The sequence below is a fragment of the Sulfitobacter maritimus genome (assembly GCF_013346665.1).
Lineage (GTDB): Bacteria > Pseudomonadota > Alphaproteobacteria > Rhodobacterales > Rhodobacteraceae > Sulfitobacter > Sulfitobacter maritimus.
Genome location: NZ_JABVBB010000038.1, coordinates 1 through 13,723, shown reverse-complemented (window position 1 = coordinate 13,723; position 13,723 = coordinate 1). Strand labels below are relative to the sequence as shown.

At 59.6% G+C, this 13,723-nt stretch carries 14 protein-coding genes; 6 read left to right on the top strand and 8 right to left on the bottom strand.

Annotation, left to right across the window (positions count from 1 at the left end; all coding sequences use genetic code 11):
- Positions 1 to 9 precede the first annotated feature (9 nt).
- Both HTT03_RS14785 and HTT03_RS14780 read left to right on the top strand, forming a co-directional pair.
- Positions 10 to 279: an HPr family phosphocarrier protein gene (locus HTT03_RS14785; RefSeq protein ID WP_174860557.1), complete on the top strand. Its 270-nt coding sequence runs from the start codon at positions 10 to 12 to the stop codon at positions 277 to 279.
- A 33-nt stretch (positions 280 to 312) separates the two neighbouring features.
- Entirely contained in the window at positions 313 to 1,197 is an 885-nt protein-coding gene (locus tag HTT03_RS14780) for a lysophospholipid acyltransferase family protein (RefSeq protein WP_174860556.1), read from the top strand.
- 230 nt (positions 1,198 to 1,427) lie between these two features.
- Here HTT03_RS14780 and HTT03_RS14775 read toward each other — a convergent pair whose 3' ends face one another.
- On the bottom strand, positions 1,428 to 2,303 hold the full coding sequence (locus HTT03_RS14775) for a 3-hydroxybutyryl-CoA dehydrogenase (RefSeq protein WP_174860555.1): 876 nt from the start codon (positions 2,301 to 2,303) through the stop codon (positions 1,428 to 1,430).
- Positions 2,304 to 2,460: 157 nt separating this feature from the next.
- Here HTT03_RS14775 and HTT03_RS14770 point away from each other — a divergent pair, with 157 nt between their 5' ends.
- A complete protein-coding gene (locus HTT03_RS14770; RefSeq protein WP_174860554.1) occupies positions 2,461 to 3,294 on the top strand; it encodes a DUF6473 family protein in 834 nt (277 codons plus the stop codon).
- A 103-nt stretch (positions 3,295 to 3,397) separates the two neighbouring features.
- Here HTT03_RS14770 and HTT03_RS14765 read toward each other — a convergent pair whose 3' ends face one another.
- From HTT03_RS14765 to HTT03_RS18750, 6 genes are all read right to left on the bottom strand, one after another.
- Entirely contained in the window at positions 3,398 to 4,324 is a 927-nt protein-coding gene (locus tag HTT03_RS14765) for an electron transfer flavoprotein subunit alpha/FixB family protein (RefSeq protein WP_174860553.1), read from the bottom strand.
- Positions 4,324 to 5,082, bottom strand: coding sequence for an electron transfer flavoprotein subunit beta/FixA family protein (locus HTT03_RS14760; RefSeq protein WP_174860552.1), 759 nt, complete (start codon positions 5,080 to 5,082; stop codon positions 4,324 to 4,326). Before HTT03_RS14760 ends, HTT03_RS14765 begins: the two co-directional genes overlap by 1 nt.
- A 159-nt stretch (positions 5,083 to 5,241) precedes the next feature.
- Positions 5,242 to 5,814 (bottom strand): cob(I)yrinic acid a,c-diamide adenosyltransferase, encoded by a 573-nt coding sequence (locus tag HTT03_RS14755; RefSeq protein WP_174860551.1) that lies wholly within the window; start codon positions 5,812 to 5,814, stop codon positions 5,242 to 5,244.
- On the bottom strand, positions 5,814 to 6,020 hold the full coding sequence (locus HTT03_RS14750) for a twin transmembrane helix small protein (RefSeq protein WP_174860550.1): 207 nt from the start codon (positions 6,018 to 6,020) through the stop codon (positions 5,814 to 5,816). Before HTT03_RS14750 ends, HTT03_RS14755 begins: the two co-directional genes overlap by 1 nt.
- Positions 6,021 to 6,077: 57 nt before the next feature.
- Positions 6,078 to 6,908: an SDR family NAD(P)-dependent oxidoreductase gene (locus tag HTT03_RS14745; RefSeq protein WP_174860549.1), complete on the bottom strand. Its 831-nt coding sequence runs from the start codon at positions 6,906 to 6,908 to the stop codon at positions 6,078 to 6,080.
- Between the two features lie 57 nt (positions 6,909 to 6,965).
- Positions 6,966 to 7,715: an SH3 domain-containing protein gene (locus HTT03_RS18750; protein WP_246253559.1), complete on the bottom strand. Its 750-nt coding sequence runs from the start codon at positions 7,713 to 7,715 to the stop codon at positions 6,966 to 6,968.
- Positions 7,716 to 7,926: 211 nt separating this feature from the next.
- Between HTT03_RS18750 and HTT03_RS14735 the strand changes: the two genes are divergently transcribed.
- A complete protein-coding gene (locus tag HTT03_RS14735) occupies positions 7,927 to 10,368 on the top strand; it encodes a DNA topoisomerase IV subunit A (protein ID WP_174860548.1) in 2,442 nt (813 codons plus the stop codon).
- Positions 10,369 to 10,395: 27 nt separating this feature from the next.
- Here HTT03_RS14735 and HTT03_RS14730 read toward each other — a convergent pair whose 3' ends face one another.
- On the bottom strand, positions 10,396 to 11,754 hold the full coding sequence (locus HTT03_RS14730; RefSeq protein WP_174860547.1) for a cytochrome P450: 1,359 nt from the start codon (positions 11,752 to 11,754) through the stop codon (positions 10,396 to 10,398).
- 126 nt (positions 11,755 to 11,880) lie between these two features.
- Between HTT03_RS14730 and HTT03_RS14725 the strand changes: the two genes are divergently transcribed.
- Both HTT03_RS14725 and tuf read left to right on the top strand, forming a co-directional pair.
- Positions 11,881 to 12,459, top strand: coding sequence for a hypothetical protein (locus HTT03_RS14725; protein ID WP_246253557.1), 579 nt, complete (start codon positions 11,881 to 11,883; stop codon positions 12,457 to 12,459).
- Between the two features lie 152 nt (positions 12,460 to 12,611).
- On the top strand, positions 12,612 to 13,723 hold a 1,112-nt coding region (gene tuf / locus HTT03_RS14720), incomplete at its 3' end, for an elongation factor Tu (RefSeq protein WP_174859647.1).

Sequence of the window (13,723 nt, the reverse complement as noted above, 5' to 3'; positions counted from 1 at the left end):
CTTGTTCGAATGCCCGAATTTTCCCTTAAAATCGTAAATGAAAAAGGGCTACACGCCCGCGCCTCTGCCAAACTGGTGGAGGTGGTAGAAGCATTCGACGCCCGTGCCGAAGTCAGCAAGGATGGCATGTCGGCCTCCGGCGACAGCATCATGGGGCTTCTCATGCTGGGCGCTGCACGCGGTACAACCATTGATGTGCAGACCTCTGGTCCGGATGCCGAAGCCTTGGCCGACGCATTAACAGCACTGGTGGCCGATAAATTCGGCGAAGGTTTCTGAACCACCCGGCGACGACAAGGATCATCCTATCTCATGGAAGACACAGAGCAGTCAGAGCCGCACAGCCGACCTGCGACAGATGGCACGGTGACATTTACCAAGTATGACCGGCGCAGCCTGTCCTATGCCTCAACTTTCGATGACCCATGGAAAGCCCGCGTCATCTCGGCGCTGGAACTCTTTACCGGCAAACTGAAAATCCTGCGCCTCACCCGAAAGTTTGAGCGCCGCGGCACGCCGTCCGGCCAAGCCTTCTGGCGCGCGGCGCTCGACACAATGGGCATTGACCTGACAACCCCGCAGCACCAACTTGACCGCATCCCGAAAGAGGGGCCAGTGGTGGTCGTTGCCAATCACCCGCATGGCATGGTCGACGGCATGATCTTTGCCGACCTTATCGGCCGCGCCCGCCCTGACTACCGTATCCTGACCCGCTCCTTGCTCACCTCAATTGACGAGGTCGCCGGCAGCTACATGATCCCGGTGCCATTCCCGCACGACCCTGACGCACAGCGCAAAGGGGTGGAAATGCGCGCTAAAGCGATGGCGCATCTGAAAAACGGCGGCGTGGTGGCGCTGTTTCCTTCCGGCGTGGTCGCTGCATCGGAAACATGGTGGGGGCCAGCGGTCGAGGCGGAATGGAACGTCTTTACCGCCAAGATGATCCGCCGCTCCGGTGCGCAGGTGGTGCCCATGCGGTTTCCCGGTCAAAACAGCCGCGCCTACCAGATCGCGAACCAAATTAGCCCCATCCTGCGCCAAGGCCTGCTGTTGCATGAAATCGCACATGCCTGCGGCAAGCCCCAGGCCCCCATCGTGGGCCATCCGCTGAGCCAAGCCGAGATTGACCGTTGGGCAGACGACCCGCGCGGCTTTATGGCATGGCTGCGCGCTCATACGCTGGCGCTGACCGACTAAACTTCATCCTTTTACAAATACCCGCGGGGGAATCGCGCCTTGGCGCGATGGGGGCGGCGCCCCCCTGCCAACGCATACAGAGCCGCTCGACAATTACGGGCAGTCACCACTTCATACTAAGAATACGGTGACGACCTCGGTCAGCGAAAAACGCCAACACGTTATATTTCCGTAACCGCTTCGGGAGGTTGCATTTAACAGCGGGACAGCGCCCCCAAAGATCTCATCGCTTAGCGCGTCGGCACCGGCTTTTCCCCGCGATAATCATAGAACCCACGCTGCGTCTTGCGGCCCAGCCAGCCCGCCTCAACATATTTGGTTAGCAATGGGCAGGGGCGGTATTTGGTGTCTGCCAATCCGTCGTGCAGGACGTTCATAATAGCAAGACAGGTGTCCAACCCGATGAAATCCGCCAATTCCAACGGCCCCATCGGATGGTTGGCGCCCAGTTTCATCGAACTATCAATCGACTGCACATTACCGACCCCTTCATACAGCGTATAAACCGCTTCATTGATCATCGGCATCAGGATCCGGTTGACGATGAAGGCCGGGAAATCCTCTGCTGAAGCGGCTGTTTTGCCGAGGCGTTCCACCACAGCTTTACAGGCATCATAAGTCTCGCGGTCCGTGGCGATCCCGCGGATCAATTCGACCAACTGCATCACCGGCACCGGGTTCATAAAGTGGAACCCCATGAATTTCTCAGGCCGGTCGGTGCGGCTGGCCAAACGGGTGATGGAGATCGACGAGGTGTTCGAGGTGAGAATGGTGTCCGGTTTTAAATGCGGAATCAGGTCTTCAAAGATGGCCTGTTTTACGGTCTCGCGCTCAGTGGCCGCCTCGATCACCAGATCGCTTTTCCCCAGATCGCTGAGCGTCTCTGTGGTGGTGATCCGCGCCAGAGCCGAGTCGCGGTCAGAAGCCGAAATCTTCTCGCGGCTCACTTGACGGTCCAGATTGCCGGTAATGGTCTTCATTGCTCTGGCGAGCGCATCTGCACTCACATCGTTCAGCAGCACGTCATAGCCCGCCAGCGCCATGACATGGGCGATGCCGTTGCCCATCTGCCCCGCGCCCACGATACCGATTGTCTGGATGTCCATGGCCTGTCCTTTGCATTGCTTCGGCGCACAATAGGGTGCGTTGCGGGGGTGCCGCAAGGGCAGGTGTTTAGGAAATCTTGCGCAAAATTCACCCGTTAACAGAATCGCAGCCCCGCCCATGCAATCTGGCTTTGGGTGAATGAAAAAGGTGGGTGTTATGACCTATGATGCACTGGGGCCGGGGCCTCTGGATTATCTGCCGTGCCGATATGGTACGTCGAAACTTATGTTCCGCGGTCCGCGCCGCAATCTTGAGGCGCCTTATATCGCTTTCCTAGGCGGGACAGAGACCTATGGAAAGTTTATTGAGAAACCGTTTCCGGCTCTGGTCGAGGAAACGCTCGGGCGGACTTGCGTAAACTTTGGCTTTCCCAATGCCGGTATTGATGTTTTTGCCCATGATCCTTTTGTCGCACAGGCAGCATCGGAAGCAGATGTGACTGTGGTCCAGATCATGGGCGCTCAAAATATGACAAATCGTTTCTACTCGGTCCACCCGCGCCGCAATGATCGGTTCGTGGGTGCCTCTCCCTTGCTTCAAACGATTTACCGGGAGGTGGATTTTTCGGAGTTCCACTTTACCCGCCACATGCTGAACCATTTGTTGCAGCTGTCCCCAGAACGGTTTGACGCCGTACGGCATGAGCTTCAGCAGGCGTGGCAGGCGCGAATGCGGCTGATGCTAGGGCAGATCAAAGGCAAAACCATTCTGCTTTGGCTTGCCGATCACGCGCCACAACCCGAAGGCCGCAAGGGCGCGACGAACCTCGGTGCGGACCCGTTGTTTGTGACAGAGGAGATGATGAAAGAAGTCTCCCAGCATGCCACAGCCGTGGTGCAGGTGGTCGCACCTAAAGGCGCGACGAGGGAACCGGCTGAGGGCATGATCTTTGGTCAGATGGAGGCGCTGGCTGCGTCCGAGATGCTCGGGCCGCGAGCGCATCGCGATGCGGCGGCGGCAGTTTCCACTGTGTTGCATGGCCTGTTGTAGCGGCATCCCACGTATCGCGAGGCAAGTGGCGCATGAAAGCACCGCGCAAAACGAAAAGGCCCGCCAAAATTGGCGGGCCTTTCATTGTTTCACGTGAAGAGCCTTACAGCTTTTCGATCAGCTCAGGCACCGCGTCGAAGAGGTCGGCGACCAGACCGTAGTCCGCGACTTGGAAGATCGGCGATTCTTCGTCTTTGTTGATCGCGACGATGATCTTGGAGTCCTTCATGCCCGCAAGGTGCTGGATCGCGCCGGAGATGCCAACCGCAACATAGAGGTCCGGCGCTACGACCTTACCGGTCTGACCAACTTGCCAGTCGTTCGGGGCATAACCCGAGTCGACCGCCGCGCGGGACGCGCCAACGGCGGCACCCAGCTTGTCGGCCAGCTTCTCGATCAGCGCGAAGTCCTCTTCGGACCCAACGCCACGGCCACCGGAAACCACTACGCCCGCGCTTGTCAGCTCAGGACGGTCGGATTCCGCGACCTTGTCTTCGACCCATGTGGACAGGCCGGGGTTTTCCGCAGCCGAGATGGTCTCGACCGAGGCAGAGCCCCCTTCACCCGCCGCATCGAAGGTCGATGTGCGGAAGGTGATGACTTTTTTGGCATCGTTGGATTTCACAGTCTGAACCGCGTTACCGGCATAGATAGGACGCTCGAATGTGTCGGCATCGACAACACCGGAGACGTCAGAGATCACCATGACATCCAAGAGCGCCGCGACGCGGGGCATCACGTTCTTAGCGTCGGTGGTGGCAGGGGCCACGATGTGGTCATAGTCACCCGCCAGCGACACGATCAGCGCCGCTGTGGCTTCGGCCAGACGGTGGCCCAACATCGGGTCTTCCGCGACCAGCACCTTAGACACGCCGTCGATCTTGGAGGCTGCTTCGCCCGCCGCCGCAGCAGAACTGCCAGCCGCTAGAACGGTCACGTCGCCCAGAGCCTTGGCCGCGGTCACGGCCTTGGCGGTTGCGTCCATGGACAATTCGCCATCGGAAATTTCGGCAATCAGAAGAACAGCCATTACACAGCCCCCGCTTCTTTGAGTTTCGCCACAAGCTCGTCAACCGAACCGACCTTGATGCCAGCGGCACGCTCAGCAGGCTCGACGGTTTTGACGATTTCCAACCGGTTGGAGACATCGACGCCGTAGTCTTCGGCGGTTTTCTCATCCAACGGCTTTTTCTTGGCCTTCATGATGTTAGGCAGCGAGGCATAGCGCGGCTCGTTAAGCCGCAGGTCCACGGTGACGACTGTCGGCATGGTGACTTCAATGGTCTGCAAGCCGCCGTCAACTTCGCGGGTGACCTTGGCCTTGTCGCCTTCGATGGCAATGTCAGAGGCGAATGTTGCCTGCGACCAGCCCATCAGCGCCGAAAGCATCTGCCCGGTGGCGTTCATGTCATTGTCGATCGCTTGCTTGCCGCAGAGCACGAGGCCCGGCTGCTCTTCATCGACAATCGCTTTCAGGATCTTGGCCACGGCCAGCGGCTCGATGTCCTTGTGGACATCGTCCGATGCGACAACCAGAATCGCGCGGTCTGCGCCCATTGCCAGCGCCGTGCGCAGAGTTTCCTGCGCCTGCTTCACACCGATGGAGACCGCGACGATTTCCTCGGCCTGACCGGCTTCTTTCAGGCGGATCGCCTGCTCGACGGCGATCTCATCGAAAGGGTTCATCGACATTTTTACGTTGGCAAGATCGACACCCGATCCGTCCGCTTTGACGCGAACTTTCACGTTATAGTCGATCACGCGTTTGACAGGTACCAGTACCTTCATGCGGTCTCTCTCCTCAGTTTGTGACGCGGGCTTGGCCCGGTCTCCCTAATTCTCAAGATGGGTGTAACGAAGCAAATCAGGACAAAACAGGCCAAAATCGGATTTCTGACTGTTTTGAACGCGGCGTTTCCTCGGTTTTTCTTTGTTAGCGCTAATAATCTAGCGGTTCGCGCCCGGTACCCAGAGCACATCTTCCTTACCCGCGTTATTTGCCATGCGGGCCGCGACGAAGAACCAATCGCTCAGGCGGTTCAGGTAGGTGACGGTGGCGGGGTTAATGTCGGTCTGTTCGGACAGCAGCACTGCCAGTCGCTCGGCACGGCGCGCCACGGTGCGGCAGACATGCAGATGCGCCGCCAGCGCGCGGCCACCGGGCAGGATAAAGCTGCGTAGCGGTTCCAACTCGGCGTTCATCACGTCGATCTCGCGCTCAAGCCGGTCAACTTGCTCCTGCGTCACGCGCAGGGGAGGGTACTCCGCGTCGCGGTCGGCTTCCATGTCCGGGCGGCAGAGGTCTGCGCCAAGATCGAAAAGGTCGTTCTGGATGCGGGCCAACGCTTCGTCCGTGGCGTCCGTGGCCTCAAGCCGTGCAACGCCGACAAAGCAGTTCAATTCATCTGACGTGCCATAGGCTTCGACCCGCGCGTCGTGTTTCGCCACGCGCTCCCCATTGCCAAGTGCAGTTGTGCCCTTGTCGCCAGTGCGGGTGTAAATCTTGTTCAGCACCACCATTAAATCGTCCCTCCACGGAAATAAACATAGGCGAGGATCAGCAGCACGGCGATAAACTGTGCGATAATCCGCCAGCGCATCAGCTTGTTGGCGTTGCGTTTGTTGAACTTGCCGCCTGTGGCAAAGCCGCCCAACCCCATCAGGAGCACGACGGCGACCGCGACCACGGCAAGCAGGACGATCACGAAAAACGGATCATTTGGCATGGGCTGTCCTTTCGTTGGTTCGAGATGTAGCGGCAGCAGACCGCCGCGCAACAAAAATCAACGGCTGGTGACCCAATCCAAGGCCCGTGTCGGCAGAATACGGCGTAAAATACCGGCGATATGGGTGGGGGTTGTGACGAAATAGCGCGGGTGGGGGCGACGAGATTCGACAGCATGGGCGAGCTTCTCGACCACCGCCTCAGGGGGCAATTCAAAGCGGTCCTTGCCGCTGTCATCATAGAGCCGAGGGCGCATGGTGGTTTCATACTCCGTCGCGCGGGGACTGTTCTTCCAGTCGATCCAACGTTCAAACCGTGGGATCGCTTTGGTTCGCAGCTTGGACGTGACAGGGCCGGGTTCGATCAGGATCAGGCGCACCCCGGTGCCGCGCATCTCAAGCCGTAGGGTATCCGTCAGGCCTTCGAGCGCGAATTTGGTAGCGTTATACGCCCCCCGCCACGGCATTGCGACCATGCCAAGCACCGAGGAACATTGCACAATCCGCCCATGACCCTGCGCGCGCATTACCGGGATGACCGCGCGGGTCAGACTGTGCCAGCCAAAGAAATTCGCTTCAAATATTTCGCGCAGCGCGTTTGTGGGCAGGTCTTCGACAAGGCCGGGCGTGGCATGGGCGCCATTGTTGAACAGTGCGTCCAAAGTCCCGCCCGTTTGATCCAGCACATGCGCGAGTGCAGAGTGGATGCTGGCCTCGTCGGTGTAATCCAGTCGAGGTGCGTCAAAACCCTCTGCTGCGAGTCGATTGCAATCTTCTTGCTGGCGGCAGGCTGCAAAAACGCGCCAGCCGCGGGCGCGCATCCCATGTGCAGCGGCATAGCCGATCCCGCTGGAGCAACCGGTAATCAGGATCGAACGCGTGGCAGACATGAAAAGGGCCTTTCAAGTGAAAGGCCCTTCATCGCGTGATGTTCGCGAATTAGCAAGTTAGCCAGCGGAGAGCAGAAATTCAGCCATCCAACCCATTTCGTTGCTGTCCAATGCCCGCAAACGTACCCAGCCGGCGCCATTGTCTTCGATTACCTTTACCGCAGTGCCGGCGTTCAGTTTGCCAACGATACCAAAGTTCGTCCCCGGCCCACGGCGCACGTTCACGCGGTTGCCGCTCACGGTGCGGATGTCCTGCTGCGATGTGCTGACGTGAGTTGTGGTGCTTGCGTCGATCTTACCGTCGTCGTTTGGGTCGATCAGGCTGGGGATGATGGCTGGTGTCTGGGTGGAGGTCACGGTGTAGCCAGCGGTCTGCGGAACAGTGGCAGAAGCCTTGATAACCTTCGCGCCTGTGTCGCTGATAGACGCGGTGGTGGTTGCGACCCCCTTATTCACGGCGGGTTTTGCAACGGCCTTTTCGACGATAGGCATATCCCCGGCACGTGGCAGATCGCTTAATGTGGTGAGGTTCAGGGCCACGCGGGTGACGTTTGCATCGTCGATTCTGTCGACGTTCGTGTCTTTCGAAGCGATCCGCTGTTCACGCAGGATGCGCTTGCGGGCAGCTTCCTCTGCAGCGGCGGTAACGAGCTTGCCGGTCTCTGTCTTTGCCTGCGCAATTGGCGCGGTCTCGCTGTCGGACAGGTGCGCTGTGCGCTGGCCTGCAGGGTCGAAACTGGCACCGCCGCTCATTTCGTAGAAAGCCCAGCCCATGAAGCCGAATGTCAAAAAAATGAACCGTTTCATTGCGCCATACCTCAAGTCTGTGAACATCACTGTTTTCTCATCGACCCAACGCGAAGCTACGCCGATGGTTCAAATCCTTTTGGCAAAAAATCGCGGATGGTTAATTTTTGCGCTTTGCCCTCCCTTGACAGTGATATGCTTGGTGATCTGAGCCGCGTCTTTATGAAACCGATGCTTGCCCGTCCGCAGGTGCTTGGCTAAAAGACCCGTCATGTCTGACGTAATTACCCCCCCTGAACGCGACCCGAATGATCTTTCTGAGCCGCTGCGCCGCGCCTTGGGGGAGCGTTACCTGACCTATGCGCTCAGCACGATCATGCACCGCGCCTTGCCCGATGCCCGCGATGGTCTGAAGCCGGTCCACCGCCGCATTCTTTTTGCAATGCGCGAGTTGAAGCTGTCCTCCACCGGCGGTTTCCGTAAATCGGCCAAGATTTCGGGCGATGTGATGGGTAACTACCACCCGCACGGCGACGCCGCGATCTATGACGCGATGGCGCGTTTGGCGCAGGATTTTAACGTGCGTTATCCGCTGGTCGACGGGCAGGGCAACTTCGGCAATATCGATGGCGATAACCCCGCCGCTTCGCGCTATACAGAAGCGCGGATGACTGCTGTCGCTGAGGCGATGCTGGAAGGGCTGAACGAGAACGCTGTCGACTTCCGCGAGAACTATGACGGCACGCTGACCGAGCCGGTCGTGCTGCCCGCGCAGTTCCCGAATCTGCTGGCCAACGGGTCATCGGGGATCGCTGTGGGCATGGCCACCAATATCCCACCGCATAACATTGCCGAGCTTTGTGACGCCTGTATCCACCTCATCAAAACGCCCGATGCCCGTGACGACACGCTGCTGAACTACGTCCCCGGCCCGGATTTCCCCACAGGCGGCGTAATTGTTGAACCGGCTGAGAACATTGCAAACGCCTACCGCACAGGCCGCGGCTCCTTCCGTCTGCGCTGCCGTTGGGAGGTTGAAGACCTTGGCCGAGGTGCGTGGCAGATTGTGGTCACCGAAATTCCCTATCAGGTTCAGAAATCCAAGCTGATTGAGAAGATCGCGGAGCTGATCCAGACCAAGAAAATCCCGATTCTCGCCGACATTCGCGATGAGTCTGCTGACGACATCCGCATGATCATCGAACCGCGTTCGAAGAACGTTGATCCGGCTGTGCTCATGGGGATGCTGTTCCGCAACTCTGACCTTGAGGTGCGGTTCTCGCTTAACATGAACGTGTTGATCGACGGGCAGACGCCCAAAGTCTGCTCGCTCAAAGAGGTGCTGCGTGCCTTCCTCGACCACCGGCGCGAGGTGCTGCAACGCCGTTCGCGGCACCGGATGGACAAGATCGACCACCGGCTGGAGGTTTTGCAGGGGCTTATTACGGCATTCCTGAACCTCGACCGGGTGATCGAGATCATCCGCTATGATGACGACCCCAAAGCCGCCTTGATGTATGAGGATTGGAGCCGGACGCATCAGGACACGCTGACCCGCGCGATGGATGAGGCCGCCTATGTCTCCCCGCTCGCCGGTGTCGATGTCTCTAAACTCGCCATGATCGCCGATGCCGAGGCGCAGGCGACGGGTGTATTGGCCGAGAGCGGCGACACACGCGCCGTGCCGCACAGCTATGCGGGCCGCGAGAATGGGCTGTCCGATGTGCAGGCCGAAGCGATTCTTAACATGCGTCTGCGGTCTTTGCGGCGGTTGGAAGAAGACGCGTTGGTGCGCGAACGCGATGCGCTGATGTCGGAACGGGCGGGTCTAGAGGACTTGCTTGAGAACGAAGAGTTGCAGTGGACCACCATCGCCGACCAGTTGCGCGCGACGAAAAAGCAGTTCGGCAAGGACTGGGTCATCGACGGCGTCAAACGCGGCCAGCGTCTCAGCACCTTTGAAACCGCGGGCGAGGTCGAAGACGTGCCGATCGAGGCGATGATCGATCGTGAGCCGATCACCGTGGTCTGCTCGCAGATGGGCTGGATCCGCGCCATGACCGGCCATATCGACCTGAACCGCGAGTTGAAGTTCAAAGACGGCGACGGGCCGCGTTTTATCTTCCATGCGGAAACCACGGATCGTTTGCTGGTCTTTGGCTCGAACGGGCGTTTCTACACCGTGTCCGCTGCCAACCTGCCCGGTGGGCGGGGCATGGGTGAACCGCTGCGGCTGATGGTTGATCTGCCGAATGAGGTGCAGATCGTCTCGCTCTTTATTCACCAACCGGGGCGCAAGCTGCTGGTGGCGTCTTCGGCTGGGGATGGTTTCATCGTGCCTGAAGATGAGGTTGTGGCGCAGACCCGCAGCGGGAAACAGGTGTTAAATGTGCGCGGCGAAGGTGTCGTGGCGCTGGTGTGCCATCCGGTGTCTGGCGACAGCGTGGCCACCGTGGGCGAGAACCGCAAGGTGCTGGTCTTTGGCCTTGATGAACTGCCCGAAATGGGGCGGGGCAAAGGTGTGCGGTTGCAAAAGTACAAGGACGGCGGGCTGTCGGATGCCACCACCTTTGAACGGGCGGCGGGTATCAGTTGGCAAGACCCGGCGGGCCGCACGCGCACCGAGGTCGATCTGGCGGAATGGACCGGCAAACGCGCCAGTTCAGGCCGCATGGCACCCCGTGGCTTCCCGCGCGACAATAAGTTCAACTGATTTGGCAGGCGCCGCCGTAGGGCGGGGTCAGCCTAGCGGTTCTGCGGTCATCCAGACGCCGCCTTCGGGCCGCAGGGTGAGGATCATTACCGGCTCCGGGTCTTTGCCCGGCACCGGGGTGAACTTGAAGCGCCCCAAGAGCGTCGCAAGGATGATCACCGCTTCCTGCAGCGCGAAACTCGCCCCGATGCAGATGCGCGGCCCATCGCCGAAGGGCAGATAGGCATAGCGATCAATCGCCTTACGGTCAGCAAACCGCTCAGGGCGAAAGGCATCCGGCTCGTCCCACAGGAGTTCGCTGCGACCGAGCGCATAGATCGGGATCATAACTGTATCGCCGGGTAGAATATCGCGGTCGCAGAGGGTGTCCTTCTTCAATGCCGTGCGCGAAATGATCCCGGCAGCGGGGTAAAGCCGCAGCGCCTCGTCCACGATCATCCGCACCAGTGGCAGTTGGTCGACGTCCCGTCCGGTGCAGGGGCGGTTGCCCAGAACTGACTGCACCTCGGCGCGGGCGCGGGCCTGCATCTCTTGGTCAAATCCCATCAGATACATTGACCACGCCAGCGTCAGCGCCGTTGTCTCATGCCCCGCGACAATGAAAGTCAGCAGATTGTCGCGCAGCTCGCCGGTGTTCATCTTGCGCTTTGTCTTGGGGTCAACGCCGTCGAGCAGAAGGTCCAGCAGGTCAGGCGTGCCGTCATGGCCACGTGCCACGCGGGCTTCAATAGCCTGATCCGCCATGGCTTTCATCTGTTTCAACGCTTGGCCGGACATCATCCGCCCCGGACGCGGCAGCCAGTCGGGAAAGCCCAAGATGTCGAACAGGCTGATCTTGCCAGCCTCGGCAATATAGTCGTCAATCGCACCATGCACCTTGTCACGGTCAAAGGTGCCATCGCCCGAAAAGGTCACATCGCCAATCACGTCAAAGGTGGTGGTCACCATCTCGTCCAGCATATTCACCGCGCGTGGGCCAGCGGCGGCGATCCGGTCAGTGGCGCGGCTCGCGGCGCCAGTCATCACCGGGGCAAGATTGCGCACATTACGCTGGGAGAACACAGGCGCTGCGGCACGGCGTTGCCAGCGCCAATGCGCACCTTCAGCGATAAAGAGCGACTCCCCGATGGCTGGGCGCAGCAGGTTCTTGGTGACGTCGGACTTCGGATAATCCTCCAACCGATCAAGCAAGATCTGTCGGATCGCACCGGGGTCCATGACCATATGCCAGCGCTTGCCGGTCTTGCCCGAAACCATCGGCTGGGTGGTGGCGATTTTCGGAATAATGCTCAGCACATTGCGCCGCGCCATTTGCAGACTGCCCCAAAGGCCGACAGGTTCGGTCACAAGCGGCACGCGCACGGGCAGGCGGTCTGGCTGGGTCATGATGCTATCCTCAGTTTCAGGTAAGATAGGGCCACACCCCGGCCATGCAACTGCGGCAACTGATTGCGCCGCTTGCGCCCATCGGCTACGCCTTTTGCAATTATTAACGCCCCAAAGGATGTGCTGATGATCCGTGTTCTTGCCGTGCTGATGACTGTTTTGAGTTTGGCCGCCTGCAACGGCGCCTCCGATCTGGGCGATGCGCCGACGCCGCTGGGGGATTTTAACCTGCATCACAATATCGTCGTGGCACCGAAAGCACAGAAAGGCCCGCTCAGTCGCGAGGTCAGCAAGGATGAACTGGCCGCCGCCGTGCAGGCCGCAACGGCAGAACGGTTTGATCGCTATGACGGGGAGCGCTTCTATCACTTTGGCATCAGCGTCGAAGGCTATGTGCTGGCGCAACCCGGCATCCCGCTGGTCTTTGCGCCGAAGTCGATCCTGATCCTGAACCTAACCGTCTGGGATGATGCGAAGAACAAAAAGCTGAACCCTGAGCCGCATCAGATCACTGTCTTTGAGTCCTTTGACCAAGGTCCGGTGGTCGGCTCGGGCTATACTAAATCCGCCGAGGAGCAGTTGAAAAACCTCAGCCAGAACGCCGCTAAGGCGATTGAGACCTATCTCGTGAAGCAAAACCGCGAGCAGGGCTGGTTCAACGGCGGTGTCGGGACAGCCTCGGCAAGCAGTTCGGACGAAAGGTAACGCCGAACGTCGGGCGCGGCACCGTGCAGAGCGGGGTTTAAAAAGGACAACAGGTGCAAGTCCTGCTTGATTTTACCTGCCAGACCCAATACATCGCCCGCCAGATAGGGTTCGGGTCCCCGTTGGGGCCCCTCAATTAAAAGGGCGCCACCATGGCAAAGGCAAAGTTTGAACGTAACAAGCCACACGTCAACATCGGCACAATCGGCCACGTTGACCACGGTAAAACCACGCTGACCGCGGCGATCACCAAGTATTTCGGTGACTTCCAAGCGTATGACCAGATCGACGGCGCGCCCGAAGAGAAGGCCCGCGGCATCACCATCTCGACCGCGCACGTCGAGTATGAGACCGAGAACCGTCACTACGCTCACGTCGACTGCCCTGGCCACGCTGACTATGTGAAGAACATGATCACCGGTGCCGCGCAGATGGACGGCGCGATCCTGGTTGTGAACGCGGCCGACGGCCCGATGCCCCAGACCCGCGAGCACATCCTGCTCGGCCGTCAGGTTGGCATCCCTGCCATGGTCGTCTTCATGAACAAAGTTGACCAAGTCGACGACGAAGAGCTGCTTGAGCTGGTGGAAATGGAAATCCGCGAGCTGCTGTCCTCCTACGACTACCCCGGCGACGACATCCCTGTTGTTGCAGGTTCCGCTCTGGCGGCGATGGAAGGCAACAAGCCCGAGATCGGCGAAGAAGCGATCAAGAAGCTGATGGCTGCTGTGGACGAGTACATCCCGACGCCTGAGCGCGCCGTGGACCAGCCCTTCCTGATGCCCGTCGAAGACGTGTTCTCGATCTCCGGTCGCGGTACCGTTGTGACAGGCCGTGTTGAGCGTGGCGTGATCAACGTTGGTGACGAAATTGAAATCGTCGGCATCCGCGACACCAAGAAAACCACCTGCACCGGTGTGGAAATGTTCCGCAAGCTGCTGGACCGTGGTGAAGCTGGCGACAACATCGGCGCCCTGCTGCGCGGCGTTGAGCGTGACGGCGTTGAGCGTGGTCAGGTTCTCTGCAAGCCCGGCTCCGTGACACCGCACACCAAGTTCGAAGCCGAAGCCTACATCCTCACCAAAGAGGAAGGTGGCCGTCACACGCCGTTCTTCGCGAACTACCGTCCGCAGTTCTACTTCCGTACAACTGACGTGACCGGCACCGTTCAGCTGGCAGAAGGCACCGAGATGGTCATGCCCGGCGACAACGTGTCCTTCGGCGTTGAGCTGATCGCACCGATCGCCATGGAAAACGGCCTGCG

Bases quoted from the DNA above. Each gene is read 5' to 3' on its own strand.
- HTT03_RS14725 (WP_246253557.1), top strand. From the start codon at position 11,881: ATGATCCGTGTTCTTGCCGTGCTGATGACTGTTTTGAGTTTGGCCGCC.
- HTT03_RS14735 (WP_174860548.1), top strand. From the start codon at position 7,927: ATGTCTGACGTAATTACCCCCCCTGAACGCGACCCGAATGATCTTTCT.
- HTT03_RS14775 (WP_174860555.1), bottom strand. From the start codon at position 2,303: ATGGACATCCAGACAATCGGTATCGTGGGCGCGGGGCAGATGGGCAAC.
- HTT03_RS14750 (WP_174860550.1), bottom strand. From the start codon at position 6,020: ATGCCAAATGATCCGTTTTTCGTGATCGTCCTGCTTGCCGTGGTCGCG.
- HTT03_RS14785 (WP_174860557.1), top strand. From the start codon at position 10: ATGCCCGAATTTTCCCTTAAAATCGTAAATGAAAAAGGGCTACACGCC.
- HTT03_RS14760 (WP_174860552.1), bottom strand. From the start codon at position 5,082: ATGAAGGTACTGGTACCTGTCAAACGCGTGATCGACTATAACGTGAAA.
- HTT03_RS14765 (WP_174860553.1), bottom strand. From the start codon at position 4,324: ATGGCTGTTCTTCTGATTGCCGAAATTTCCGATGGCGAATTGTCCATG.
- HTT03_RS14780 (WP_174860556.1), top strand. From the start codon at position 313: ATGGAAGACACAGAGCAGTCAGAGCCGCACAGCCGACCTGCGACAGAT.
- HTT03_RS14745 (WP_174860549.1), bottom strand. From the start codon at position 6,908: ATGTCTGCCACGCGTTCGATCCTGATTACCGGTTGCTCCAGCGGGATC.
- HTT03_RS14730 (WP_174860547.1), bottom strand. From the start codon at position 11,754: ATGACCCAGCCAGACCGCCTGCCCGTGCGCGTGCCGCTTGTGACCGAA.
- HTT03_RS14755 (WP_174860551.1), bottom strand. From the start codon at position 5,814: ATGGTGGTGCTGAACAAGATTTACACCCGCACTGGCGACAAGGGCACA.
- HTT03_RS14770 (WP_174860554.1), top strand. From the start codon at position 2,461: ATGACCTATGATGCACTGGGGCCGGGGCCTCTGGATTATCTGCCGTGC.
- HTT03_RS18750 (WP_246253559.1), bottom strand. From the start codon at position 7,715: ATGAAACGGTTCATTTTTTTGACATTCGGCTTCATGGGCTGGGCTTTC.